Annotated in this window: 22 protein-coding genes and 1 tRNA gene; 9 read left to right on the top strand and 14 right to left on the bottom strand. The window is 64.6% G+C overall.

All coding sequences use genetic code 11. From position 1 onward, the window contains the following. Window positions 1-18 precede the first annotated feature (18 nt). The 4 genes from NYQ83_RS14025 to NYQ83_RS14010 are packed head-to-tail and all read right to left on the bottom strand — an operon-like array spanning window position 19 to window position 2181. The gene (locus NYQ83_RS14025) at window positions 19-696 is read right to left on the bottom strand and encodes a GNAT family N-acetyltransferase (protein ID WP_261215423.1); all 678 of its coding nucleotides are present in this window, start codon (window positions 694-696) and stop codon (window positions 19-21) included. After that, the gene (locus NYQ83_RS14020; protein ID WP_261215421.1) at window positions 689-1513 is read right to left on the bottom strand and encodes an isocitrate lyase/phosphoenolpyruvate mutase family protein; all 825 of its coding nucleotides are present in this window, start codon (window positions 1511-1513) and stop codon (window positions 689-691) included. The genes NYQ83_RS14025 and NYQ83_RS14020 overlap by 8 nt, the downstream gene beginning before the upstream one ends. Window positions 1514-1528: 15 nt before the next feature. Then, window positions 1529-1942: a type II toxin-antitoxin system VapC family toxin gene (locus NYQ83_RS14015; RefSeq protein WP_261215419.1), complete on the bottom strand. Its 414-nt coding sequence runs from the start codon at window positions 1940-1942 to the stop codon at window positions 1529-1531. Next, on the bottom strand, window positions 1939-2181 hold the full coding sequence (locus NYQ83_RS14010; RefSeq protein WP_261215418.1) for a type II toxin-antitoxin system Phd/YefM family antitoxin: 243 nt from the start codon (window positions 2179-2181) through the stop codon (window positions 1939-1941). The genes NYQ83_RS14015 and NYQ83_RS14010 overlap by 4 nt, the downstream gene beginning before the upstream one ends. A gap of 109 nt (window positions 2182-2290) precedes the next feature. Between NYQ83_RS14010 and NYQ83_RS14005 the strand changes: the two genes are divergently transcribed. After that, window positions 2291-3487, top strand: coding sequence for a pyridoxal phosphate-dependent aminotransferase (locus tag NYQ83_RS14005; protein ID WP_261215417.1), 1197 nt, complete (start codon window positions 2291-2293; stop codon window positions 3485-3487). Here the strand turns inward: NYQ83_RS14005 and NYQ83_RS14000 are convergent. From NYQ83_RS14000 to aroA, 8 genes are all read right to left on the bottom strand, one after another. Then, window positions 3477-5075 carry a TRAP transporter large permease gene (locus tag NYQ83_RS14000; protein WP_261215416.1) on the bottom strand — a complete coding sequence of 533 codons (1599 nt, stop codon included), beginning with the start codon at window positions 5073-5075 and terminating at the stop codon, window positions 3477-3479. The two genes, NYQ83_RS14005 and NYQ83_RS14000, sit on opposite strands and share 11 nt — an antisense overlap. A 12-nt stretch (window positions 5076-5087) precedes the next feature. Further along, window positions 5088-5798 (bottom strand): TRAP transporter small permease, encoded by a 711-nt coding sequence (locus NYQ83_RS13995; protein ID WP_261215415.1) that lies wholly within the window; start codon window positions 5796-5798, stop codon window positions 5088-5090. A 113-nt stretch (window positions 5799-5911) separates the two neighbouring features. Beyond that, window positions 5912-6916, bottom strand: a complete 1005-nt coding sequence (locus NYQ83_RS13990) for a DctP family TRAP transporter solute-binding subunit (RefSeq protein ID WP_128290744.1) — start codon at window positions 6914-6916, stop codon at window positions 5912-5914. A 329-nt stretch (window positions 6917-7245) separates the two neighbouring features. Further along, complete coding sequence (locus NYQ83_RS13985) at window positions 7246-8790, bottom strand: trehalose-6-phosphate synthase (protein ID WP_128290745.1); 1545 nt, start codon at window positions 8788-8790, stop codon at window positions 7246-7248. Between the two features lie 111 nt (window positions 8791-8901). Next, window positions 8902-9642 (bottom strand): trehalose-phosphatase, encoded by a 741-nt coding sequence (otsB, locus tag NYQ83_RS13980; RefSeq protein WP_261215413.1) that lies wholly within the window; start codon window positions 9640-9642, stop codon window positions 8902-8904. Between the two features lie 172 nt (window positions 9643-9814). After that, window positions 9815-11533: a 30S ribosomal protein S1 gene (gene rpsA / locus NYQ83_RS13975; protein ID WP_409977007.1), complete on the bottom strand. Its 1719-nt coding sequence runs from the start codon at window positions 11531-11533 to the stop codon at window positions 9815-9817. A gap of 187 nt (window positions 11534-11720) precedes the next feature. After that, window positions 11721-12380 (bottom strand): (d)CMP kinase, encoded by a 660-nt coding sequence (cmk, locus tag NYQ83_RS13970; protein WP_261215411.1) that lies wholly within the window; start codon window positions 12378-12380, stop codon window positions 11721-11723. After that, window positions 12377-13726, bottom strand: a complete 1350-nt coding sequence (aroA, locus tag NYQ83_RS13965; protein ID WP_261215409.1) for a 3-phosphoshikimate 1-carboxyvinyltransferase — start codon at window positions 13724-13726, stop codon at window positions 12377-12379. Before aroA ends, cmk begins: the two co-directional genes overlap by 4 nt. Window positions 13727-13946: 220 nt before the next feature. Between aroA and NYQ83_RS13960 the strand changes: the two genes are divergently transcribed. The 5 genes from NYQ83_RS13960 to NYQ83_RS13940 all read left to right on the top strand — a co-directional run bounded on the left by NYQ83_RS13960 (window position 13947) and on the right by NYQ83_RS13940 (window position 18850). Beyond that, a complete protein-coding gene (locus tag NYQ83_RS13960) occupies window positions 13947-14378 on the top strand; it encodes a TIGR02300 family protein (protein ID WP_261215408.1) in 432 nt (143 codons plus the stop codon). 168 nt (window positions 14379-14546) lie between these two features. After that, window positions 14547-14622, top strand: a tRNA-Ala gene (locus tag NYQ83_RS13955). A gap of 222 nt (window positions 14623-14844) precedes the next feature. Next, on the top strand, window positions 14845-16431 hold the full coding sequence (locus NYQ83_RS13950; protein WP_261215406.1) for an ABC-F family ATP-binding cassette domain-containing protein: 1587 nt from the start codon (window positions 14845-14847) through the stop codon (window positions 16429-16431). Window positions 16432-16497: 66 nt separating this feature from the next. Then, window positions 16498-17025: an AAA family ATPase gene (locus tag NYQ83_RS13945; protein ID WP_261216182.1), complete on the top strand. Its 528-nt coding sequence runs from the start codon at window positions 16498-16500 to the stop codon at window positions 17023-17025. Window positions 17026-17374: 349 nt separating this feature from the next. Beyond that, window positions 17375-18850 (top strand): PAS domain S-box protein, encoded by a 1476-nt coding sequence (locus NYQ83_RS13940; RefSeq protein WP_261215404.1) that lies wholly within the window; start codon window positions 17375-17377, stop codon window positions 18848-18850. Window positions 18851-18858: 8 nt separating this feature from the next. On the opposite strand, the gene hutC is transcribed toward NYQ83_RS13940, so the two are convergent. Together hutC and NYQ83_RS13930 are read right to left on the bottom strand one after the other, a co-directional pair. Beyond that, entirely contained in the window at window positions 18859-19590 is a 732-nt protein-coding gene (gene hutC, locus NYQ83_RS13935; RefSeq protein WP_261215402.1) for a histidine utilization repressor, read from the bottom strand. Continuing rightward, complete coding sequence (locus NYQ83_RS13930) at window positions 19587-20939, bottom strand: formimidoylglutamate deiminase (protein ID WP_261215400.1); 1353 nt, start codon at window positions 20937-20939, stop codon at window positions 19587-19589. The genes hutC and NYQ83_RS13930 overlap by 4 nt, the downstream gene beginning before the upstream one ends. 59 nt (window positions 20940-20998) lie before the next feature. On the opposite strand from NYQ83_RS13930, the gene hutI reads away from it, so the two are divergent. From hutI to hutG, 3 genes are read left to right on the top strand one after another with little or no spacing between them, the layout of a single operon-like run. Continuing rightward, complete coding sequence (gene hutI / locus NYQ83_RS13925) at window positions 20999-22228, top strand: imidazolonepropionase (protein ID WP_409977006.1); 1230 nt, start codon at window positions 20999-21001, stop codon at window positions 22226-22228. Continuing rightward, window positions 22225-23766 carry a histidine ammonia-lyase gene (gene hutH / locus NYQ83_RS13920; RefSeq protein ID WP_261215399.1) on the top strand — a complete coding sequence of 514 codons (1542 nt, stop codon included), beginning with the start codon at window positions 22225-22227 and terminating at the stop codon, window positions 23764-23766. Before hutI ends, hutH begins: the two co-directional genes overlap by 4 nt. 3 nt (window positions 23767-23769) lie before the next feature. Beyond that, window positions 23770-24573, top strand: a complete 804-nt coding sequence (hutG, locus tag NYQ83_RS13915; RefSeq protein ID WP_261215397.1) for an N-formylglutamate deformylase — start codon at window positions 23770-23772, stop codon at window positions 24571-24573. Window positions 24574-24575 lie beyond the last annotated feature (2 nt).

Genomic DNA, 24575 nt, shown 5'->3' with positions numbered 1-24575 from the left:
CCGGGCGGGCAGCCTTCCTCACGCCGTCTTGCGGAAATCCTGAAGGCGGCGAAGTTGTTTCCCGTCTTCGTCAAAATTCTTCGGATCGAGCCAGGAGGTGAGGGTGGCGCGGTGCGCCGGCCATTCGCTGTCGATGATGGAGAACCAGGCCGTGTCGCGGTTGCGGCCCTTCATCACGAGATCCTGGCGGAAGATGCCCTCGAAGGTGAAGCCGAGCCTTTCGGCAGCACTTCTGGAGGCAGCGTTCGCCGCGTCGCATTTCCACTCGTAGCGGCGATAGCGCAGATCGTCGAAGACGTGGCTTGCCATCAGCGCCATCGCCTCGGTCCCTCCGGCACTGTTTTGCAGAAGCGGTGAATAGGCGATGGAGCCGACCTCGGTCGAACCGTGATCGGGGCGGTTGCGCATGTAACTCGCCATGCCGACGATCTTGCCGTCGGAGAGGCGGCGGATGACGAGCGTCCGCCAGCCGCCTTCGGTAATGGCTTCAGAGACGGTGCGCTCCATGATGTCGGCCGACGCGAAGGGGCCGATCGCCATGTAGCGCCAGATGGCGGCATGGGCGGCACCGCCGAGCGCGGAGAAGAGACCTTGGCGGTGCGCCGACCAGACGAGCGGCTCAAGCCGAACGCGCCGACCCTCCAGCACTTTGTTGCCCGGAAGGGCGCGGGGAGACCAGGAAGTGAGATCAGTCATCATCGTCGAGAGAGGGTGAGAAAGCGCCGTCGAGGGTGGAGGATTTTGCCGCCCCGGAGAAGGCGAAGCGGCGGTGGGTGAGGGCATTGGCGGCGTCGAGAAAGGCCCCGAGCGCCACCTTATTGAGGCCGGAGCCGATCGAGACGCGGCGCACGCCGAGCCTTTCGAGGGCCGCGATATCGTCGGAGATGCCGCCGACGCCGCCCAGCACGTTGACGGGAACGGAGACGGCGCCGGCAATGGCTTCCACCTCCTCGCGCGTGGTGATGCCCGGCGCATAGACGGCGTCGGCCCCGGCAGCCTCGAAGGCGCGCAGACGCTTCACCGCTTCGTTGACGGGATCGGCATGGCGGACCAGAAAAGTCTCGGTGCGGCCGGTCAGGACGAAATCGGGATTGGCCTTCGCGGCGGCCTCTTTGGCGGCTTCGAAACGGCGGAGTGCCTCGTCGAGCGGATAAAGCTCGCCTTTTTCCAGATCTTCGATCGAACAGCCGGCGAGACCGCAATCGATCGCCTGACGGATGGTTTCGCCAACCTCTTCTGGTGTGTCGCCGTAGCCCGATTCCAGATCGCCGTTGACCGGCAGAGAGGTGGCCGAAACGATCGATTTCGCATGGGCGAGCGCCTCCTGCCGGCTCACACGGCCGGCGGCATCCGGGCGCCCGAGCGACCAGGCGAGCGCGGCCGAAGAGGTGGCGAGCGCCTCAAAGCCGAGATCGGCGAGGAGCTTTGCCGTGCCCGCATCCCAGGGATTGGGCATGATGAAGAGCTGGTCGCGGGCGTGCAGAGCACGGAACGTGGCGGCTTTGTCGCTCATCGGGCCCCCCTTGGGTCACATCGCGGCCAGGGGTACCATTTCCTCACCGGCGGCAGCAATGAGCTCCGTGTCGAATGTCGCGAGTGGCAGGCTGCGGCGCTGGGCGAGCTCGAGATATGCAGCGTCATAGACGGTGAGCCGATGGCGCTCCGCAAGCGTCGTGCTCGCCGCCCAGGCCTCGTCGTCACATTCTGGATCGATCTCGATCGGAAGGGCCGCAAGATTGGTTAGCGCTCGATCGCGGAATGCTGTGTCGATCCGTTGTCGACGTACGGCCGTCTGCAGGGCGTTCGCAATCTCGTAGCGCCACAGAGAGGGGACAACGGCCGCTTCGGCGGCGACGCGCTCAAGCAGCACGCGGGATATCTCGGTCTGTTCGTCCTTGAAGAACCAGGAGAGTGCAACTGAGCTGTCGAGGACGAGGCTCAACGTCGTCCTTCACTGACGATATCTTGTATGTTCAATCCGTCGAGCGAGGCCTGCCTGCCCTGTTCCAGGATGTCGGCAACCGCGGCGCGGATTTGATCCCGGCTGGACGTGCCTGTTTCGCGGATGAGACGCGCAACCGGCTGGCCCTGCCGCGTGATGACGATTTCTTCGCCCTTCTCGACACGGTCCAGGAGGCTGCCAAGTGTATTCTTCGCCTCAAAAGTCCCAGTCTGTCGCATCAGACACCCAATAGGCTATCCCTGTTAGAATAAGCGTGGCGCATTGGTTCAACAAGACGGCGTGTCTATAAGTGCTGGTCCGTTTCACGCCAGCTGAAAGCGCGTTTCCATGACCCTCACGACCATTCCCGGCTTCGATCGCATCGGCGAAGAGAATGCCTTTGCCGTCCTGGCGCGGGCCGGAGCGCTCGCCGCTGAAGGCCGCGACATCGTCAATCTCGGCATCGGCCAGCCGGATTTCAAAACGCCCGAACATATCGTCGAGGCGGCGGTGAAGGCGCTCAAGGACGGGGCGCATGGCTATACGGATGCGACCGGCATCCTGCCGCTGCGCGAGGCAGTGGCGCGGCGCATGCTCGCCACCACCGGCGTCGAGGTCTCGCCAGGAAACGTGATGATCGTGCCGGGCGGCAAGGTGACGATGTTTGCCGCGATCTTGATGTTCGGCGAGCCGGGCGCGGACATCCTCTATCCCGATCCGGGTTTTCCGATCTATCGCTCGATGATCGAGTTCACTGGCGCGCGGCCGGTGCCGGTGCCGATCCGCGAAGAGAACGGGTTTGCCTTCTCCGCCGAGGAAACCTTGTCGCTGCTGACGCCCGAAACGCGGCTCGTCATCCTCAATTCTCCGGCCAATCCGACCGGCGGCGTGACGCCGAAGGCGGAGATCGACAAGCTGGTGGCGGGGCTTGCCGAGCGGCCCGAAATCGCCATCCTCTCCGACGAGATCTACGACCAGATGGTCTATGACGGCGAGCGTCATGTCTCGCTTCTCGCCTATCCGGAAATCCGCGACCGCCTCATTCTCCTCAATGGCTGGTCGAAGACCTGGGCGATGACCGGCTGGCGCATGGGCTGGTCGATCTGGCCGGATGCGCTTTACGACAAGGTGCGGAAGCTCGCCGTCAACGCCTGGTCCTGCGTCAACGCCCCGGCGCAATATGCCGGGATTGCCGCGATCGACGGGCCGCAGGATGCGGCAGACGAGATGATCGCCGCTTTCGATCGCCGGCGCGGCGTCGTCACCGAGCTTTTGAACGAGCTGCCGGGCGTCTCCTGCATCACGCCCAAAGGCGCCTTCTATGCCTTCCCGAATATTTCCAAGACGGGCTTCAAGGCGAAGCCGCTCGCCTCAGCACTTCTCGAAGAGGCCGGCGTCGCGCTGATCGGCGGCCCGGATTTCGGCGTCCACGGCGAAGGCTATGTGCGCGTCTCCTACGCCAATTCGGAGGAGAACATCCGCCGTGCGGTCGATCGGATCGGCGAGTTTCTGACGGGCGCAAAGGCCCGCCAGGTCAGCGCGTGACGAGCTCCGGCCCCATCAGGATCGTCGGCAGGAAGGTCGAGATCCACGGCACGTAGGTCACGATCACCAGGAAGATCATCAAGATGCCGGTGAAGGGGAGCGCCGCCTTCACCACGCGCACGAGATTCATCCCCGTTATGCCGGAGGTCACGAACAGGTTGAGCCCGATCGGCGGGGTGATCATGCCGATCTCCATGTTGACGATCATGATGATGCCGAGATGGATCGGATCGACGCCGAGCTGAATGGCGATCGGGAAGACCACGGGCGCCACGATCAGCAGCAGGCCCGACGGCTCCATGAACTGACCGCCGAGAAGAAGCAGCAGGTTGACCGCGATGAGGAAGGTGAACCAGTTGAAGCCGGCTCCCAGCATCCAGTCGGTGATCGTCTGCGGAATGCGTTCCGACGTCAGCACATGGGCGAAGAGGAGCGCGTTGACGATGATGAACATCAGCATGATCGTCGTCTTGCCGCTGTCGACGAGCACCTTGCGCGTGTCGCGATGGAAGCAGGCGGCCGGAAAGCCGAGGACGATGTCTTTGAGACCGCGGGCCCAGACCGGCAGGCTCGCCACCAGCGCCCTCGGCGCGCCGGCGCCCTCACGCCAAACGAGATAGGCGACGAACGTCGCTACAGAGACGATCATTGCGAAGATCTGGCGCTCGCCCAACGAGGCATCCGGCACCAGGAAGAACCCGAAAATGAGGATCGTCACATGGATGGTGAAGGCGTAGACGACGCCGAGGAAGCCGTTGCGTGCGGCGTGCCCGTCCTCCTCGCGCACCCATTTGCGGCCCTTCAGGGGACCCATGTCGCGGTAGACGAAAAGCGCGACCAGGAAGGCGTAGACGGCGGCGACGGCTGCAGCCTCCGTCGGGGTGAAGGCACCGCCATAGATGCCGCCCAGGATGACGACGATCAGGAAGAGGCCTGCGGCCGCATCCTTGCCGGCGGAGAGGATCTCGCCGAAGCCCGGAAAAGGCTGGGGCTGCAGTCCGCGGATGCGGGCGTTGATGTAGATGCCGACCATCAGCATGACGCCGGCGAGGAGACCCGGAATGACGCCGGCGAGGAACATGCGCCCGACCGAGACGTCGGTCGCCGCCGCATAGACGACCATGACGATCGAGGGCGGGATCAGGATGCCGAGCGTGCCGGCATTGGCGATGATGCCGGCGGCGAATTCCTTGGAATAGCCGGTCTGGCGCATGGCCGCGATGGCGATCGTGCCGATCGCTACCACGGTCGCGGGCGAGGAGCCTGAGAGCGCGGCAAACAGCATGCAGGCGAGGACGGAGGCCATGGCGAGGCCGCCGCGCATATGGCCGACGGTCGCGACGGCGAAGCGGATGATGCGCTGCGCGACGCCACCGGTCGACAGGAACGCCGATGCCAGGATGAAGAACGGGATGGCGAGGAGCGTGTAGTTCTGCGAGGCGGTGAAAAGCTGCAGCGCCACCGAGGACATGGAATCGGTGGAGAAGAAGGCGATGACGATGACGCTCGACAGGCCAAGCGCGATGGCGATCGGCACGCCCAGAAACAGAAGGGCGAGGACGAGCACAAAAAGGATCGAGGATTCCATATCGGCGCGGCTCTAGCGAGGATCGTGGGGGCGTCGGCCGTAGCCGTGCGGATGCGTGTGGGTCATGGAGCCCTCGAATGGCTCTTCCTCGTCGTCATCGTCGTCATCGAGAAAGCCTTCGTTCTCGGCCACGAGCTCTTCGGCTTCATGGGCGGCGACGATGAGTTCGCGGCGCCCGGCCACAATGGCGACCGTCGCCTGAAGAGACCGCAGAGCGAGAAGGAAGAGGCCGATCGGCAGCATGAGGTAGGCGACCCAGCGCTGCACGCGCTCTGGCGCGCCAAACGTCTCCTGGGCCCAGACGGGATAGCGAAGATCGTCGAGGCCGAGGGGCAGATGGTAGAAACGTGTCCAATAGGCGATGGCGCCGCCCTTCGAATTGGCGCCCAGATATTGCAGCCAGTCGGAATAGAGCAGGATCACGGCATAGAGCAGCACCGTGAGGGCGCCGAAAATCGCCGCCACCTTGAACAAGGGGCGCGGCAGGGCCCGGATCATGACGTCGACGCCGAGATGCGCGCCGATCTTCACGCCATAGGCCATGCCGAAGAGGATGAGCCAGGCGAAGAGGATGCGGGTGAATTCAAGCGCGCCGGTCCAGCCGGAATGGAAAACGTAGCGGGCGACAACCTGGGTGAACTGGGTGAGCGTCATCGCCGCCAGGAGAAGCGCGATGAAGTTCTCTTCCAGGTGGGTGACAAAGCGCTTGGCCCTCGTGCGCATGGGCTTTCCCTCCGGGGCGGGCGGTCGTCTCAAACGACGTCCGGTGCCGGCCAGCGTGCGCGGGCCGGGCGAAAGTCTGCGCCCCGGCGATGCGGGGCGCAGAGCGGCTCAGATCAGCTATTGCCGGCTGCGACGGCGGCGTCGATCACGTCCTGACCGACATCGTCGCGGAACTGATCCCAGACCGGCTTCATGGCGTCGACCCAGGCCTGACGCTCTTCAGGCGTCAGCTCGCGCACGGTACCGCCCGCGTCGATGATCTTCTGCTTGGCCTCTTCGTTGATCTCCTCGGCGCGCGCATTGTACTCGTCGCTCACCTCCTTGAAGATCGACAGGAACTGGTCGCGCACGTCAGGCTCGAGGCTGTCGAGCCATTCCGTCGACGTGACCGCCAGATAGGTCAGGAGCTGGTGGTTCGTTTCGGTGATGCCGTCCTGCACCTCGAAGAACTTCTGGGTGTAGATGTTGGACCAGGAATTCTCCTGACCGTCGACGACACCCGTCTGCAGCGCGCCATAGACTTCCGAGAAGGCGAGCTTCTGGGCATTGGCGCCGAGCGCCTCGATCATCGCTTCGGCGACGTCGGAGGTCTGAATGCGGAATTTCAGGCCCTTGGCGTCTTCCGGCTTCATCAGCGGCTTGTTGGCCGAGAACTGCTTCAGACCGTTGTAGATGTATCCAAGGCCGATGAAGCCCTTGTCCTCGATCGCGTGGAGTAGCTTCTCGCCTTCCTCGCTGTTGGAGAACTTGTTCACCGCATCCATGTCGGGGAACAGGAACGGGAAGTCCCAGATGCGGTATTTCGTGGTGTAGGCCTCGAACTTCGCCAGCGAGGGTGCGGCGAGCTGTACGTCGCCGAGAAGCAGCGCTTCCATCACCTTGTCGTCGTCGAAAAGCTGGGAGTTCGGGAAGACCTGCATGCAGGCCGTGCCGTCCATCTCTTTGTTGACGCGCTCGGCGAGCGCGGCCGCCATTTCACCTTTCGGGTGACCTTGGGCGGCGACGACATGGCTGAACTTGATGACCATTTCGCCATCGTCGCAGCCGTCCTGCGCGAATGCCGGGCCGGCAGCCGCCAGCATTGCTACTGCGGCGAGACCGCCGAGGAGCTTATTCATTGGAGTTCCTCCCTGAACTTCTGACTTTTGAAGACAAGCGCAAGAGCAAGGCCCGGCGCAAGTCTCCTGCTGCCGGCCCGTTACGTTGCCCGGGCCCTTATACGATTGGCTCTTGTGGATTGGCTAGACCAATTGTCCTAGCCACAAAGTCGAAGACGCGCCCGGAAATGAAACGCTTTCAGGCATTAAGGCAGAAACGGGAGGTGGCGTCGCGGGTGGTCTGAGGCACGCCCGATATACGTTTGCGGGGCCCCGAAAGCACTTGTGGGCCTTGAGGATTGACCTCAAGACCCACTCTTGTGCCTGCGACAGTTGGTCTGTGTAGCGCGTTAAAGCACGCGGCTTCCGAGATAGGGGAAGGGCCGCTTTGGCTCATCCGCATGGGGCCGTGCGCCCTTGGGCAGCGTCGGGAAACTCTCCCCGGTGCGCGCCCGTTTCGGCTCCACCGCATTCGGCCTCTTGCCGGAGGCCGTCGGTGCGGAGCGCACTTTCACCTTCTTGTCGGCGCGTTCTTCAAGGGCTTGCAGGATGGCGTCGCACCAGGCCTGGGCTGTGCCCTTGCTGATGCGATCGAACATCGCCTGCCAGCGCTCCTTGCGCTCCTCGCGCGACATGTTGAGCGCCTGCTGCAGGGCCCGGGCGAGGGAGGCCGTGTCATACGGATTGACGATCAGCGCCTCGGGCATCTCCTTCACCGCGCCGGCAAAGCGCGACAGGACGAGAACGCCCGGATCTTCGGGGTTCTGGGCTGCGACATATTCCTTGGCGACGAGATTCATGCCGTCGCGCAAGGGGGTGACGAGGCCGACGCGGCTCGCCCGATAGATGCCGGCGAGAGCCCGCCGCGTGAAGCCGCGCGTCATGATGCGGATCGGCACCCAATCGAGCGCCGAGAAGGCGCCGTTGATGTGGCCGGCGAGCTCTTCAAGCTCGCTCCTGAGGTCGGAATAGGCTTCGAGATCGGAACGCGACAGCGGCGCCACCTGCATCAGGCTGACGCGCCCGCGGTTTTCCGGATAATCCTGCAGAAGCCGTTCAAAGCCGCGGAAGCGCTCCGGAATGCCCTTGGAATAATCGAGACGGTCGACACCGATGATCTGGTGGCGGTCGCGCAAGAGCACCTTCAGCTGCGCCTCATGTTCCTGGGCTTCGTCGCTGACGGCGAACTCCGCGAAGCTCTGCGTGTCGATGCCGATCGGGAAGGTGGAGGCGCGGAAGGTGCGGCCATAGGCTTCCAGTTCGTCATTGGGGAGTTCGCGCCCGCCGAGTTCTTCGACGACGTAGCGGGCGAAATTCCGGCGATCGGAATCCGTCTGGAAGCCGATCACGTCATAGGCGGTGAGGGAGCGCACGATGCTCTGCGAGTTCGGCAGAGCGGTCATAATCTCCGGGCTCGGGAAGGGCACGTGCAGGAAGAAGGCGAGAGGGCCGGTGAAGCCCGATTCCCTCAGGCGTTCGCCCAGAACGATGTAGTGGTAATCGTGGACCCAGACCATGTCGCCCGGCTGAAGCTGCGGCGTCAGGCGGGCCGCCATGCGCTCGTTCACACGCCGGTAGGCGTTTTCATAGCGCTGATCGAAATTTGCGAGATCAAGGCGGTAATGGAGGAGCGGCCACAAAGTCTGGTTGGCATAGCCGCCGTAAAATTCTTCCGCGTCTTCGGCGGTGAGGTCGATGGTGGCAAGGCGTACCTTGTCGTGGTCTTCGATCTTGAGCGGGCCGAAGGTACCTTCTTCGCTCTTTTCGCCCGACCAGCCGAACCAGATGCCGCCGCGCGTGCGCAGCGCATCTCCCAGACCCACGGCCAAACCGCCAGCTTTGCCGCCGTCATGCAACGGCCCTACCCGATTCGACACGACTACGAGACGTCTCATGAGCCTGCTTTCGCCTCCGTCATTGCGCGTTTCTTGATTGTCATCATGTTTTCGGCAGAACCCCCGAACTGCTTCTTAAGTTCCTTTTGTCACGCACTTTTCATTGGCGTGTCATTGGCGAGCGACGGCGTCGAGCCAGCGGTGAACCGCGGCGACGTCGTCGAGGCGATATTTCGCGGCCGTCTCTCCCGAACCCACCTTGATGCCGAAGCCTCCGGCTGAGGCGACCCATTCGAAGCCGTCCTCGTCGGTGGTGTCATCGCCGATGAAGACCGCCTTGCGGCCGGCGAAGGGCTCGCGCTGCATCAGCTTTTCGATGGCCTTGCCTTTGTCGACGCCCGAGGGGCGGATTTCGACGATCGCATGGCCCTTGACGAGCCGGAGATCCGAACAGCCCGCCACCGCCTCCTCGCCGAGCCTTTCGGCGCGGTCCGCCTCTTCCGGCGCGGTGCGGTAATGGACGACGAGCGCCGTCTCCTTGTCTTCGATGCGGAGCTTGTCGCCCGGCCCGATCGCAGCCTGAAGCCTTGCGCGCGCCGTGGCGAGATCGTCAGGCGGCGGGGCCGTGACGACGTCGCCGCCCGCCGTGTAGCGCACTTCCTGACCGTGCACGCCGGCCGCCGGAAAGGCGAGCGGGGAAAGAAAACGGTCGATTGAAGAAAGGGCCCGCCCGCTGATGAGGGCGACGGCGCCGCCCTGGCGTTCTTCCAATGCGCTCAGGCGCTCAAGCGTGCCAGGCTCCAGAGTAATCCCGTCGGGATCGTCTGCAAAACCGACGAGGGTACCGTCGAAATCGAGGAAGAGAGCGTGGAGGGTCTTGTCGAGAAAGAGTGGTTTCGAAAGATCGCCCATGGCCAATGGGTAGCGTGTTTGCGCAACTGCGTCAAATTTGGTTGCGCTGCAGCAAGGGATTGACTGCGCATCAGCCATGAAAAAACCCGCGGCCAGGACGGCCGCGGGTCGATTTCTTGAGCCGGTCTTAAAACCGGCAAGTAGTTGTCGTCAAAGGGCTTATTCGGCGCCCTTAATTTTTTTCCTCGGCGTTGCGCTTCTTCAGCGCGGCACCCAGGATGTCGCCAAGCGAAGCGCCGGAATCGGTCGAGCCGTACTGGGCCACCGCTTCCTTCTCTTCGGCGATCTCCAGCGCCTTGATCGACAGCGCGATGCGACGCGCCTTCTTGTCGATGTTGGTGACGCGGGCATCGACCTTCTCGCCGGCGGCAAAGCGCTCGGGGCGCTGCTCGGAACGGTCACGCGCCAGTTCGGCGCGGCGGATGAAGGCGGTCATCTCGGTATCGGCGATCTTCACCTCGATACCGGAATCCTTCACCTCGACGATCTCGCCGGTGACGATGGCGCCCTTGCGGATGCCCTCGACGGCCTCGGCGAACGGATCGCCCTCGACCTGCTTGATGCCGAGCGAGATGCGCTCCTTGTCGACGTCGACTTCCAGGACGACGGCCTTGACCATCTCGCCCTTCTTGTACTCCTCCATCGCCTCTTCGCCCTGGCGGTCCCAGGAGAGGTCGGAGAGGTGCACCATGCCGTCGACGTCGTTGTCGAGGCCGAGGAACAGGCCGAACTCGGTCTTGTTCTTGACTTCGCCTTCGACGAGCGTGCCAACCGGATGGTTGTCGGCGAACTCTTCCCAAGGATTGCCCATGGCCTGCTTGAGGCCGAGCGAGATGCGACGCTTCTGAGGATCGACCTCGAGCACCATCACCTCGACCTCCTGAGAGGTGGAGACGATCTTGCCCGGATGGACGTTCTTCTTGGTCCAGCTCATCTCGGAGACGTGGATCAGGCCTTCGATGCCCGGCTCCAGCTCCACGAAGGCGCCGTAATCGGTGATGTTGGTGACGCGGCCGGTGAACTTGGCGTTGACCGGATACTTCACCTCGATGCCTTCCCACGGATCCGCCTCGAGCTGCTTCATGCCGAGCGAAATACGGAAGGTCTCCGGGTTGATGCGGATGATCTGCACCTTCACCGTCTCGCCGATCGCCAGGATCTCGGAGGGGTGATTGACGCGCCGCCATGCCATGTCGGTGACATGGAGGAGGCCGTCGATGCCGCCGAGATCGACGAAGGCACCGTATTCGGTGATGTTCTTGACCACGCCGTCGACGACCTGGCCTTCCTTCAGCTTGGCAACGAGCTCCGAGCGCTGCTCGGCGAGCGTGTCCTCAAGCACGGACCGGCGGGAGACGACGATGTTGCCGCGACGCTTGTCCATCTTCAGGATGCGGAAGGGCTGCGGCGTCTGCATCAGCGGGCCGACATCCTTCACCGGGCGCACATCGACCTGCGAGCGCGGCAGGAACGCCACGGCGCCGTCGAGATCGACGGTGAAACCGCCCTTCACCTGGTTGAAAATCGTGCCCTGAACGGTGTCGTTCTTCTCGAAGCTCTCTTCAAGACGGACCCAGCTCTCCTCGCGACGCGCCTTTTCGCGCGACAGCATGGCCTCGCCGAGCGCGTTTTCCACGCGCTCCAGATAGACCTCGACCCGGTCGCCCGGCTTCAACTCGCCGTCGCGGCCACGCACGCCGAATTCCTTCAGCGGCACCCGGCCTTCGACTTTCAGGCCGACATCGATAACGGCCATGTCCTTTTCGATGGCGACCACAGTCCCATCGACAACCGTGCCTTCCTGGACATCGGCGTCGGCAAAGGATTGTTCGAGTAGGGCCGCAAAATCTTCACGGCTCGGCTGCGGGGCAGCCTGTTGCATACTGGCCATTCATGCTCCTGTTAGGGCCCGCGTCTTCGGGCGGCTCGCGGCTCGCCTGCGGGTCACAGCGCCATCGGTTCGTGTTGCTCTGGCCGTCTCTTCCCCCGCATCGAAGCGGTTGGCGCATCGGGACGAAACGGCGCGGTTTCCCCGCGCGCCGTCTTCACGATCTCCAGATAGCCCTAAAGGCACACCCTCAAGAAGGGCATGCCTCGCTGCGGGCCGAAACGGCTCGATCAATAATCGCGACAGCTGCGCGGAATGCCGCTTCTATAGTCATTGCGCTGGTATCGATCAAGTGGGCGTCGTCTGCGGGACGCAGCGGCGAATCGGCTCGCTGCATGTCGCGCGCGTCGCGGCGCTTCAGATCTTCAAGCACGGCTTCGTAGTCGACATCTCGGCCGCGGCCGCGCAGTTCGTCGGTGCGGCGGCGGGCCCGTTCCTCGGGCTTTGCCGTCACGAAAAGCTTGGCGGCGGCATCGGGGCAGACGACCGTGCCGATGTCGCGTCCGTCGAGGACGGCGCCGGGCAGCTCGGCTGCGAACTGCCGCTGGCGCTCGACGAGGGCGCGTCGGAGCTCGCCCATCACGGCGATCTTGGAGGCTGCCTCGCCGATATCGTGCGCGGCAAGGCGGTCGCGCTCCATCGTCGAAAGATCGAGCCGGGACGCTGCGGCGACGGCCGCGGCGACATCCGGTTCGTCCTCGCCCGAGGCCAGAAGCTCGGCCGCCACGGCGCGGTAGGTGAGGCCGGTATCGAGATGGCGCAGGCCGTAATGCGCGGCGAGCCGGCGCGCGAGCGTTCCCTTGCCGGAGGCGGCGGGGCCGTCGATGGCGATGATGAGAGGTTCGCTCATGAGAAGGCCGGCTCCTGATCTTTGAGGTCGGCGCCGAGCTTTCGCAAAGTCTCCTCGAAATTCGGGAAGCTCGTCGCGATCATGTTGGCGTCGTCGACGGTCACCGGCTTGTCCGCGACGAGGCCCAGAACGAGGAAGCTCATGGCGATGCGGTGATCGAGATGGGTGGTGACGGTGGCGCCGCCCGGCACCTTGCCTCCGGTGACGGCGAGGCTCGCCTCGCCCTCTTCGCAGGTGACGCCGTTCGCCGCGAGGCCGGCGGCAACCGCGGCGAGCCGATCGGATTCCTTGACGCGCAGTTCTTCAAGCCCGTGCATGACGGTCGTTCCTTCGGCGCAGGCGGCGGCGATGGCAAGGATCGGATATTCGTCGATCATCGAGGGCGCGCGTTCGGCCGGGACCGTGACGCCTTTGAGACGCGAGGTGCGGGCGCGCACGTCGCCCAGGCGCTCGCCCCCGGTCTCGCGCTCGTTCTCGATCGACAGGTCGGCGCCCATGTCGTGAAGCACCTGCAGGAGGCCGGTGCGGCGCTCGTTGAGGAGAACGCCTTCCACGACGATATCGGAATCCGGGCAGATGAGGCCGGCGACGATCAAAAAGGCGGCGGAGCTCGGGTCCGACGGGACCTCGATCGGCTGCGGCTTGAGCTCGGGCAGCCCTTGAAGGCGGATGACCGCTTCGCCCGAGGCCGTCGTCTTTACCTCGATATCGGCGCCAAAGCCTTTGAGCATCTTTTCGGTGTGGTCGCGCGTCGGCACCGGTTCGATCACCGTCGTGGTGCCGGCGATGTTGAGGCCGGCGAGAAGGACGGCCGATTTCACCTGCGCCGAGGGGACGGGAACGCGGTACTCGATCGGCGCCATCGGGGAGGCGCCTTTGAGCGTCAAAGGCAGACGGTCGCCGGAGCGGGCGATCACCTCGACGCCCATTTCCCGCAACGGGTCGAGGATGCGGCCCATCGGCCGGCGCGACAAAGAGGCATCGCCGAGGAAGGTCGTGGCGAAGGGATGGGCGCCGGCAAGCGCCATGGTGAGGCGCGCACCGGTGCCGGCATTGCCGAAGTCGAGCGCGGTTTCCGCCTCCAGAAAGCCGCCGGTGCCGAGGCCGTGGACGCTCCATTCGCCGCCCGGATGCCGCTCGACCTTGGCGCCGAAGCTGCGCATCGCGGCGGCCGTGGCGAGAACATCGGCCGCTTCCAGCAGGCCCGTGATCCTGGTCTCGCCGAGAGCGAGCGCGCCGAACATCAAGGAGCGGTGCGAGATCGACTTGTCGCCGGGCACCGTGACGCGGCCCGAAAGGCTGGAGGAGGCGCGTGCCGTCGACGGGCGTGGAACGGCTTCCGACATGGGCGATGTCCTCATATGATGCTGCGACAAGGTGGTCTCGCGGATGCTTTCCGGAGCGCTTTCGGGACATGCCCCGGCGCCCTCCCGTTAGCATCCTCCCCGGCGGGGGTCATCCCCGCGGGCGCCCCGCGCGAGACAGATGCACAGAGAAGGCGTTTGACAGGGGCAGCACCGGCCGGTAGTGGGACCGCGATTTTCTGACATTCGAGGATTAGCCGACGTGGCCAAGCCAGAACTTGGAACCAAACGCGTTTGCCAGGAATGCGGCACCAAGTATTACGACCTCAATCGTGATCCTATTGTGTGCCCGCATTGCGGTACCGTCTATGAGCTGTCCGCCCGCGAAAAGGCGGCAGAAGCGGCCGCGGCCGAGCAGGAGGAAGAGGTCGAGGACGTCGTCGAAGCGGAAGACGACGAGGATGAGGACGTGGATGTCGTCTCCCTCGAAGAGGCCGAGGACGAGGAAGAAGGCGAGACGAGCGATTCGAAGTCTTCCGATGACGACAGCGACGACGACGACGTTCCGGAGATCGACGACGACGGGTTGGAGATCGACAACGACGACGATGACGCCTTCCTCGACGATGACGAAGACGAGGATGAGGACGTCTCCGACATCCTCGGTGACGTCGACGAAGACGAGGAGCGCTGAGGCGCTGCAAAATTCGCATTTTTCGGGACTTGCAAAACGGCAAAGTCGCGCATAGTTTCCGCCCGCTTCGGTCGGAGAGCATTCGCTCCCCGGCCGAACAAGGTTCCCGCCTCCAAGGCGGCAGCCTGAAGGCCGATCTCCTCGTTTGATCGGTCATTCCCAAAGAATGGGGCCGTAGCTCAGTTGGGAGAGCGCGTGAATGGCATTCACGAGGTCAGGGGTTCGATTCCCCTCGGCTCCACCATTCTTCGATGTGATTCTCTTTTAAGCGCTTCATCGCCTCCGCTCTTGCCGCATCGGCCGCGCGGACTGTCTGTGAGAATCTCCCCGAGCGTTCTCGGGCATATCGATCGCGGGCCTTGCCGTTTTTCGCCCGCGTGATGTCGACAGGACAGGAGCTGCTTCGACATGGACAAAAATCTCGCTGTTTTCGCCCTTCCGATCTCGCTGCGAGAAGTGTCTTTCCATGTCCGTGTTGCTCACCCTTTCCGATCTTTCCTGGTCCACGCCTGACGGCGTGCCGCTTTTCAGCGATGTTGATCTGAGATTTGGCCGCGAGCGCGTCGGCCTCGTCGGGCGCAACGGCATCGGCAAGACGACGCTCTTGCGGCTCATTTGCGGCGAACTGCGTCCCACATCGGGTCATGTCGACATTCATGGCACGGTCGGTCTGATGTGCCAGGAGATGGCGGTCGCGGGCGGCGAGACGATCGCGGACGTCTTCGGTGCGGGCGCGGCCTTGGACCTGATCGATCGCGCCGAGGCTGGCCTTGCGGGCGTCGACGAGCTTGGTCACGCTGATTGGACGATTTCCGAGCGCATCCGGACCGCACTCTCCCGCTGCGGTCTCGACGCCGATCCGTGCACGCCGCTTGCGGCGCTCTCAGGCGGCGAGCGGACGCGTGTCGCCCTTGCCGCTCTCGTCTTCGAGGCGCCCGATTTCCTGCTTCTTGACGAGCCGACGAACAATCTCGACCGTGCGGGGCGGCAGGCGGTGATCGAGCTCATCCGCGGATGGGGGAGCGGCGCCATCATCGTCAGCCACGACCGCGAGCTTCTGGAAGAGATGGATGCGATCGTGGAGCTGTCGCAGCTCGGAGCGGTGCGCTACGGCGGCAATTACAGCGCCTTCAGCGAGCAGAAGGCCGCGGAATCTGAGGCCGCCGAGCGCGAACTGGCGGATGCGGAGAAAACTCTCGCCGAAGCGCGGCGACGGGCGCAGCAGGCGGCGGAGCGCAAGGCGCGCACGGACAGCCGGGGACGAAAGGCCCGCGCCAGGAGAGACCAGCCGAAAATTCTGATGGATGCGGCAAAGGAGCGGGCCGAAGCGACAGGCGGGGCACATGCGCGTCTGCGCGATGCACGGCTTCAGACGGCGAAGAACGCGCTTGCCGAGGCGCGGGCGTCCGTCGAGATCCTGCGGCCCTTGTCGATGGAGCTTGCGCCGACTGGTCTGCCCCGCGGCAAGACGGTCTTGCGGATCGATGCGGTGACCGGCGGGTATGAGCGGGAGACGCCGGTCATTCGCGATTTTTCCCTGACGGTCACCGGGCCTGAGCGTGTCGCCATCACCGGGCCGAACGGCTGTGGCAAAACCACGCTGATCAAGTTGATCACCGGGCGGCTCGAACCGCTAAGCGGTCACGTCGATCTTTGCGTGCCGTTTGCGTTTCTCGACCAGCATGTGAGCCTGCTGCGTCCCGACCTCTCGTTGCGGGAGAATTTCCGCTGCCTGAACCCGGAGGCGGACGAGAACCAATGTCGCGCGGCCCTGGCGCGGTTTCGGTTTCGGGCGGAAGATGCGCTGCAGGAGGCGGGGAGCCTGAGCGGGGGCGAGCGCCTGCGCGCCGGTCTCGCCTGCACCATCGGCCAGGCCGAGCCGCCCGGCCTCCTCGTTCTGGACGAGCCGACGAACCATCTCGATTTCGATGCGCTTCAAGCCCTCGAGAGCGCTCTGCATGCCTATGACGGCGCGCTCCTCGTCGTCAGCCATGACACCGCATTCCTTGCACGCCTCGGCCTCGACCGGGTGGTGGAGCTTTCCGGAGGCTGAGCGATCTCGCGCGGGGTGCGGCGCCGATACCATTCGAAGAGAAGGAGAGAGTTTTTGGCCGATCATATGTTCGTGGTGACCGGCGGCCCCGGCTCGGGGAAAACCGCGCTCATCGAAGCCCTCGCGCGGGCGGGGCTACGCGCCATGCCGGAGGCGGGACGCGCGATCATCCAGGATCAGGTTCAAATCGGCGGATCCGCTCTGCCTTGGGCGGATCGGGCCGCTTTTGCCGAGCTCATGCTCTCATGGGAATTGCGCTCCCACCGCGAGGCGCATCCCATCGCCGGCCCGCTGGTGATGGATCGTGGCGTGCCGGACGTGATGGGCTATCTGCGGCTTTGCGGCCTTCGCGTTCCCGATCATGTGCGCAAGGCGGCCGAGCTTTACCGATACAACCCGCGGGTTTTTCTCGCGCCCTGGTGGCCAGAGATCTTCGCGCAGGATGCGGAGCGCAAGCAGGACGCCGCAGAAGCGCAGGAAACCGGCGCGGTGATGGAGAGAACCTATTTGGAGCTCGGCTATGAGGTTGTGCACCTGCCTTACGCCAGCATTGAGGACCGTGCGGCCTTCGTGCTCGAACGCGTGGCAGCGTGAAGGCGGCGGGTTTTCGCAAGCGACCGGCCTTTGAAGCGCAGCGTTCGAGCCGAAGGGTCGTTCCCGCCTTCGTGCGATTATCTTGACTGGGTTTTCTCGCTCGGGTCCGCTCTCCCTGCCGTGCCGACAGGCTTTTCTGGCGTCTCCCCGGCACAAGAAGAATGACCAGTTTTGAAATCACGCGGAAAGGCTGGGGAGTTCTGCAAGAAGGGCTCTTGAGCTTATTAGAAGTTTTGCGCGTGCGCGCGATGCAAGCTGTGCGCAAGGTATTCGATATATTCGCGGTCGATCTTCTACATCTTTATGCGCGCCTTGGTCGGAAGCGCTGAGGGGGGTCTTGGGGAAGACTATGCTGCGTTCTGCCAAAGCCAAGAATGCCGAACTGATCGTGGAGGCTCTCGATCGTTCGCTCGCCATCATCGAATTTATGCCAAGCGGGGAGATCCTCACGGCCAATCGAAACTTCCTCGATTGTGTCGGCTATGAACTCAGTGAGATCGTCGGGAAACATCATTCGATGTTCGTCGACGCGATCTATCGGCAGAGCGAGGCGTACGAGCACTTCTGGCGGGATCTGGCGGCCGGTAAGTTCATGCAGGCGGAGTTCAAGCGTGTCGGCAAGTCGGGCGCGCGTATCTGGCTGCAGGCGACCTACAATCCCGTCATGTCGAAGGGAAAGGTGGTCAAGATCGTCAAATTCGCAACCGACATCACGGAGGCGAAGCGTCGAGCGGAGACCGATGCGGCCTGGCTTTCCGCCCTCAACCGCTCGCAAGCGGTCATTCAATTCGATCTCTTCGGGACGATCGTCCACGCCAATGCGAATTTCCTGGAGGCGACCGGTTATTCTCTGGAGGAGATCGTCGGCAAGCATCACTCCATGTTCCTGGAAGCCAAGGAGCGCGAGAGCGCGGATTATCGCGAGTTCTGGAAAGCGCTGCGCAACGGCGAATTTCAGGCCGCCGAATACCGCCGCTTCGGCAAGGGTGGCCGGGAAATCTGGATCCAGGCGACCTACAATCCGATTTTCGATGAGAATGGCGACGTCTGCGGCGTGGTGAAGTTCGCCACCCAGACCAACCGGGTCAAAGAGCGGCTGGAGCGGGAGGCCATTCAGAAGTCGATCGACGTCGATCTGGAGGCGATCCTCAAGGAGATCACCGACGCCAGCCAGCAGGCGACCTCCGCAGCGAGCGCCTCCACGCAGACCTCCACCAACGTGCAGGCCGTCGCCTCGGGTGCCGAGGAATTCGCTGCCTCGATCGAGGACATCGGTCGGCAGGTAGGTCATGCGCTGGAGATCACGGCAGCCGCCGTCGGCAAGGGCGATCGCGCCAATGCCATCGTCGGCGGGCTGTCGGAAGTGACCCAGAGGATCGGCGACTTCGTCGGCCTCATCAACAGCATCGCCGCCCAGACGAACCTTCTTGCCCTCAATGCGACGATCGAGGCCGCGCGTGCCGGCGAGGCCGGAAAGGGTTTTGCCGTCGTCGCCTCCGAGGTGAAGCATCTCGCGGGTCAAACCGCCAAGGCGACGGACGACATCACCACGCAGATTGCGGCCGTTCAGGCGGTGACGGGCGAGGCGGCGGATGTGTTGAAGGAGATCACGGCGCTGGTCAGCGAGATCAACTCCATCTCCATCAGCATCTCTTCGTCGATGGAGGAGCAGTCCGCCGTGACCCGCGACATGGCCTCGAATATGGAGACGGCGTCCTTCGGCGTTACCACGATCACGGACAATATGGCTGCGATCGCGGCGGCGACGCAGGGGGTGCGAAACTCCACCTATCAGGTCCGCGAAGCCTCCCGGATGATTGCCTGACGATGTCTCTAGGCTCCCTGGCGGAAACGGCCGGAGAGGATGTGGCTGGAGCCCGGATAGACGAAGTTGGCGAAGGTGATCATGGTCTTGCCACGCCAGGTGCGGCGTTCGACGCTGAGGCAGGGCTCGTCATCGGCGATCTGAAGCAGACCGCCGGCCGTGCTGCCGGCGCGGATGGCGGCGATGCGGTGCTCGCCTTCGGTGTAGGAGACGTTTTCCAGAAGCCAGGGGCCCGGCGGAATATCCTCGAACGGGATGCCGCGGGCCTCCGGTACGATGGTGAGATTGATCCAGCGGTCTTCGAGCGCGGCGGTCTTCGAGCTTGCGAAATGCCGGCAATGAAGGTGCAGGATCGGCGTCTCCGCCGCGACGCCTGTCGCAAGGCTCATCGCCGCGGATACGCGCGCTTCCTGGCGCTGCATCAATTCGTAACCGTAGTTTTCGCCCCGGGCCTCGATTTCGTGGCGGATGTCGCCGATCGAGGTGACGGCGTGTTCGCCGGCGCGCGGGGCGACGAAGCTGCCGACGCGGCGGCGGCGGGCGATCAGCCCCTGATCGGCAAGGGCCCTGAGCGCGCGGTTCACCGTCATGCGCGAGGCGCCGAACGTCTCCATCAGGCTGACTTCCGGCGGAATGCGCTTTCCCGCTTCCCAGGAGCCGGAGAGAATCGGATCGGCGATCGCCCGGCGGATCTGGTCGTGGAGCGGGCCTTCGCCGTCGAGCTTCAACTCCGCCGTCATGAGACGAGCCGGCGCATCGTCTCGGCAAAGCGCTCCCGGATTTCGGTGCGGGCGACGTGGCGGCCGGATTCCACCTTCTTCTCGCCGCCGACATAGACATCGGCGATCGCCGCCGGACCGCCTGCAAAGATGTAGCTGTCGAGAAGGTGGTCGTCCTCGCGTCCGACGAGGGTCGGATGGTCTTGGTCGAGGACCACGATATCGGCGCGGCATCCGACTTCCAGACGACCGATCGGGCGGGCGAGTACCTGCGCCCCGCCTGCGGCGGCACCCTCATAGAGACGGCGGCCGGTGGAGAGGGCGGGTTCGCCGAGGACGTTTCTCGCGCGCTCCTTGAGGCGCTGCGAATATTCCAGCATGCGCAGTTCCTCGGCCGCACTGATCAGGACGTTGCTGTCGCTGCCGACGCCGAAAGCGCCTGATGCGGCCAGAAAACGGGTGCCGTCGAAAATGCCGTCGCCGAGGCTCGCTTCGGTGATCGGGCAAAGGCCCGCCACCGCACCCGACCGCGCCAGCCCTTCGGTTTCTTCCGGCAGCATATGCGTGGCATGGACGAGGCACCAGCGGCGGTCGAGCGCCACATTGTCGAGGAGCCATTCGACGGGGCGGGCGCCAAGGGCCGCCACGCATTCCTCGACCTCTTTCGTCTGTTCGGCGGCGTGGATGTGGAACGGGCCGGAGGGACAAAGCGCCAGAACGTCGTCGAACATCTCTGGCCTGATGGCACGCAGCGAATGTGGCGCGATGCCGAGTTGGGCATCCGGGAGCGTCGCAAGGTGTGTGCGGGAGGCTTCGAGAAGCCGGGCGAAGCGTTCCGGGTCGTTGCCGAAGCGAAGCTGTGCCGGGCTCAGCGGCTCGCCGGCAAAGCCGTTCTCGCCATAAAAGACGGGGAGGAGCGTCAGCCCGATGCCGGTCGTGCGCGTCGCCTCGACGATGCGGCCGGCCATTTCGGCGATGTCGTTATAGGCCGTGCCGCCCGGCGCATGGTGGAGATAGTGAAATTCACCGAGTGCGGTGAAGCCGCCTTCGAGCATCTCCACGCAGGCCTCTGCGGCGATCGCCTCCACGTCGTCCGGCGTCAGGCGCTCCAGGAAGGAATACATCACCTCGCGCCAGGTCCAGAAGGAATCGGCTGTCTCGCCGCGCCGTTCGGCAAGCCCCGCCATGCCGCGCTGGAAGCAATGGCTGTGCAGGTTCGGCAGGCCGGGGAGGGCGATGCCGGAGGCGGGGCTGCCGTCGCTTTGACCCGTCTCGATTTTTGCGATGGCGCCATCCTCGGCGACGTCGATCGCGACATTGTCGGCCCAGCCGGTCGGCAACAGAGCCTTGTCGAAACGGAGCTTGATCATCGGCTTTATCCTCGCTAATCCTTATTTGTATAGACAAATGATGAGGGCGAGGGAAGAGCTTGGCTGAACCTGTCGATCGTCTCTGGCGCAATGCGCGCATCGCCACGCTGGAACCCGGATCCGGCGCCGGATCGGGTGATGGCGCGCTCGGCATCATCGAAGGTGGCGCGCTCGCCGCGAAAGACGGCAAGATCGTCTTCGTCGACCGCGAAAGCGAGATGCCGGCCATCGCCGCCCAAGAAACGATCGACTGCGAAGGCCGGTTCATTCTTCCGGGCCTCATCGACTGCCACACGCATCTCGTTCATGGCGGCAACCGCGCCGCGGAATGGGAAATGCGGCTGAAGGGCGAGAGCTACGAGGCGATCGCCAAGGCCGGCGGCGGCATCGTCTCAACCGTGTCCGCGACGCGGGCCGCTTCGGAAGACGATCTCGTCCAATCGGCGCTGCCGCGGCTCGACACGCTCCTCGCCGAGGGCGTGACGACGATCGAGGTGAAATCCGGCTACGGGCTCAATCCGGACGACGAAGTGAAGATGTTGCGGGCCGCAGGCTGGCTCGCAGAGCTTCGGGACGTCGATGTGGTGCGCACCTTCCTCGGGGCGCACGCGCTGCCGCCCGAAACAGAAGGCGACAAGGACGCCTATATCGCTGAGGTCTGCGAGACGCAGCTGCCGCTCGTGGCAGCGGAAAAGCTCGCCGATGCGGTCGACGGCTTCTGCGAGGGGATCGCCTTTTCGCCGGAGCAGATCGCCAAAGTCTTCGACGCCGCCAAAGGTTTCGGTCTGCCTCTGCGCCTCCATGCCGAACAGCTGTCCGATCTCGGCGGGGCGGCACTGGCCGCACGCTATGGCGCGCTGTCGGCCGACCATCTGGAATATCTGGGCGATGACGGCATTGCCGCGATGGCCAAGGCGGGCACGGTCGCCGTGCTCCTGCCCGGCGCCTATTACTTCCTGCGCGAAAAGCAGTCTCCGCCGGTTGCCGCCTTGCGCGCGGCGGGCGTGCCGATCGCGATCGCGACCGATTGCAATCCCGGCACCTCGCCGATGACCTCCCTCACGCTCACCATGAACATGGCCTGCACGCTCTTCCGTCTCACCCCGGAAGAGGCGATCGCCGGCGTTACCCGCGAAGCCGCGAAGGCCCTCGGGCGCGCGGCGCGGATCGGCACGCTGGCCGAAGGAAAGGACTGCGATCTTGCGATTTTCGACATCGAGCATCCGGCCGAGCTCGCCTACCGCATCGGCTTCAATCCGCTCTGGCAGCGTGTGAGGCAGGGACGATGACAAAGCTTACTTTGACGCCGGGTGCCGTCACCCTCGCCGAGCTTGAACGCCTTTACCGCGATGGTCTCGATGCCGAGCTCGACCGGGCCTGCCGCCCGGCTGTGGAAGCCTCGCAGGAGCAGGTGCAAAAGGCGGCCGCCGGCGAGGCTGCCGTCTACGGCATCAATACGGGCTTCGGAAAGCTCGCCTCGACGCGGATTGCCCCGGCCGACACGGCGCAGCTGCAGCGCAATCTCATCCTGTCGCATTGCTGCGGCGTGGGCGAGGCGCTGCCGGCGCCGATCGTGCGGCTGATGATGGCGCTGAAGCTCTTGTCGCTCGGACGCGGCGCGTCCGGCGTGCGCTGGGAGATTATCGCCTGTCTCGAAGACATGATGGCGAAGACCGTCGTTCCTGTGGTGCCGCGGCAGGGTTCGGTCGGCGCCTCCGGCGATCTAGCGCCGCTCGCCCATATGACGGCGGTGATGATCGGCGAGGGCGAGGCCGTCTATGACGGCGCGCGCATGGAAGGCGGCGCGGCGATGCGCGCGGCGGGGCTTCAGCCCGTCGTGCTCGGCCCGAAGGAAGGCCTCGCGCTCATCAACGGCACGCAATGTTCGACCGCGATGGCGCTTGCCGGTCTCTTCGGCGCCTGGCGCGCGGGTCTCACCTCGCTGGTGACGGGCGCGCTTTCCACCGATGCGGCGATGGGGTCTGCCGCGCCCTTCCGCGAAGAAATGCACACGCTGCGCGGCCAGCCCGGGCAGATCGCGGCGGCGGCGACGCTGCGGGCGCTGATGGCCGATTCCGAAATTCGCGAATCGCACCGCGAGGGCGACGAGCGTGTGCAGGACCCGTACTGCCTCAGATGTCAGCCGCAGGTCGCCGGCGCCTGTCTCGACCTTCTGCGCCAGGCCGGCAACACGCTCCGGATCGAGGCGAATGCGGCGACCGACAATCCGCTCGTGTTGACCGAGAGCGGGGATATCGTCTCGGGCGGCAATTTCCACGCCGAGCCGGTGGCGTTCGCGGCCGATCAGATCGCCCTTGCGATCGCCGAACTCGGCTCGATCGCCCAGCGGCGCATCGCCATGCTGGTCAATCCGACGCTCTCCTTCGGCCTTCCCGCCTTCCTGACGCCGAAGCCCGGTTTGAATTCGGGCTTCATGATCGCCGAAGTGACGGCGGCGGCGCTGATGAGCGAGAACAAGCAGCGCGCCAATCCCTGTTCCACCGATTCCACGCCGACGAGTGCCGACCAGGAAGACCATGTCTCCATGGCCGCCCATGGGGCGCGGCGGCTTGGACCCATGAACCACAATCTTTCGCGCATCATCGGCATCGAATGGCTGGTGGCGGCGCAGGGCGTGGAATTGCGTGCGCCGCTTCAGACCTCGCCCGCTTTGCAGACGGCGCTGGCGCGGCTGCGTGATGCGGTGCCGGCGCTTGAGGATGATCGCTATCTTGCGCCCGATCTCGGTGCGGCGGCGGGCCTCGTGGAAGCGGGCGCGGCGCTTGCGGCATGCCGGGACGTGGCATTTCCCGATCTGGAGGCTTGATCCTTGCGCGATTTCATCACCGTCGGACGCGGCGGCTCACCGCTCATCCTGTCTTTCCCGCATACGGGAACGGCAATCCCGCCGGAGCTCGAGACGCGGCTCGTCAGCCGCGAGCGGGCCATCCTCGACACCGATTGGTGGATCGACCGGCTCTATGGCCCGATCGCCAAGCAGCTCGATGCGAGCATCGTGCACACCGTGATGTCGCGCAGCGTCATCGACGTCAACCGCGACCCGTCGGGCGCCTCGCTCTATCCCGGGCAGGCGACGACGGGGCTGGTGCCGACCGAGACTTTCGACGGGGAGCCGCTTTATCGCCCCGGCGAAGAGCCGGATGCGGCGGAGATCGACGTGCGCCGCGAGAGCTGGTTCGCGCCCTATCATTCAGCGCTCGAAGCTGAGATCGCCCGCGTGAAGAGCCGGCACGGCTTTGCCGTCCTCTACGACTGCCATTCCATCCGCTCCGTCATCCCGCGACTTTTCGAGGGCGAATTGCCGGTCTTCAATCTCGGCACCAATGAAGGGGCGAGCTGCGCGCCCGAAATGCAGGCGGCCGTCGCCGATGTCTGCGCCGCTTCGGATTTTCCGAGCATCGTCAACGGCCGCTTCAAGGGCGGCTGGATCACCCGCCATTACGGCCGGCCGGACGAGCGCGTGCACGCGCTGCAGATGGAGCTCGCCTGCCGCGGCTACATGGACGAAGACCCCGTCGCCTGGAACGAGGAGAAGGCCGAGGCCATGCGGGCGGTCCTGACCAAAGCCCTGACCGCCCTCCTCGTGGCGGCCAAAACCAAGGAACAGAGCTGAGC

It is taken from the genome of Afifella sp. JA880 (assembly GCF_025379905.1).
GTDB lineage: Bacteria > Pseudomonadota > Alphaproteobacteria > Rhizobiales > Afifellaceae > Afifella > Afifella aestuarii.
The sequence above is the reverse complement of the archived record's forward strand: the minus strand, read 5'-3'. Positions and strand labels throughout refer to the sequence as shown.

Bases quoted from the DNA above. Each gene is read 5' to 3' on its own strand.
- NYQ83_RS14025 (WP_261215423.1), bottom strand. From the start codon at position 696: ATGACTGATCTCACTTCCTGGTCTCCCCGCGCCCTTCCGGGCAACAAA.
- NYQ83_RS14020 (WP_261215421.1), bottom strand. From the start codon at position 1,513: ATGAGCGACAAAGCCGCCACGTTCCGTGCTCTGCACGCCCGCGACCAG.
- NYQ83_RS14010 (WP_261215418.1), bottom strand. From the start codon at position 2,181: ATGCGACAGACTGGGACTTTTGAGGCGAAGAATACACTTGGCAGCCTC.
- NYQ83_RS14005 (WP_261215417.1), top strand. From the start codon at position 2,291: ATGACCCTCACGACCATTCCCGGCTTCGATCGCATCGGCGAAGAGAAT.
- NYQ83_RS14000 (WP_261215416.1), bottom strand. From the start codon at position 5,075: ATGGAATCCTCGATCCTTTTTGTGCTCGTCCTCGCCCTTCTGTTTCTG.
- NYQ83_RS13995 (WP_261215415.1), bottom strand. From the start codon at position 5,798: ATGCGCACGAGGGCCAAGCGCTTTGTCACCCACCTGGAAGAGAACTTC.
- NYQ83_RS13990 (WP_128290744.1), bottom strand. From the start codon at position 6,916: ATGAATAAGCTCCTCGGCGGTCTCGCCGCAGTAGCAATGCTGGCGGCT.
- NYQ83_RS13985 (WP_128290745.1), bottom strand. From the start codon at position 8,790: ATGAGACGTCTCGTAGTCGTGTCGAATCGGGTAGGGCCGTTGCATGAC.
- otsB (WP_261215413.1), bottom strand. From the start codon at position 9,642: ATGGGCGATCTTTCGAAACCACTCTTTCTCGACAAGACCCTCCACGCT.
- rpsA (WP_409977007.1), bottom strand. From the start codon at position 11,533: ATGGCCAGTATGCAACAGGCTGCCCCGCAGCCGAGCCGTGAAGATTTT.
- cmk (WP_261215411.1), bottom strand. From the start codon at position 12,380: ATGAGCGAACCTCTCATCATCGCCATCGACGGCCCCGCCGCCTCCGGC.
- aroA (WP_261215409.1), bottom strand. From the start codon at position 13,726: ATGTCGGAAGCCGTTCCACGCCCGTCGACGGCACGCGCCTCCTCCAGC.
- NYQ83_RS13950 (WP_261215406.1), top strand. From the start codon at position 14,845: ATGTCCGTGTTGCTCACCCTTTCCGATCTTTCCTGGTCCACGCCTGAC.
- NYQ83_RS13945 (WP_261216182.1), top strand. From the start codon at position 16,498: ATGTTCGTGGTGACCGGCGGCCCCGGCTCGGGGAAAACCGCGCTCATC.
- NYQ83_RS13940 (WP_261215404.1), top strand. From the start codon at position 17,375: ATGCTGCGTTCTGCCAAAGCCAAGAATGCCGAACTGATCGTGGAGGCT.
- hutC (WP_261215402.1), bottom strand. From the start codon at position 19,590: ATGACGGCGGAGTTGAAGCTCGACGGCGAAGGCCCGCTCCACGACCAG.
- NYQ83_RS13930 (WP_261215400.1), bottom strand. From the start codon at position 20,939: ATGATCAAGCTCCGTTTCGACAAGGCTCTGTTGCCGACCGGCTGGGCC.
- hutH (WP_261215399.1), top strand. From the start codon at position 22,225: ATGACAAAGCTTACTTTGACGCCGGGTGCCGTCACCCTCGCCGAGCTT.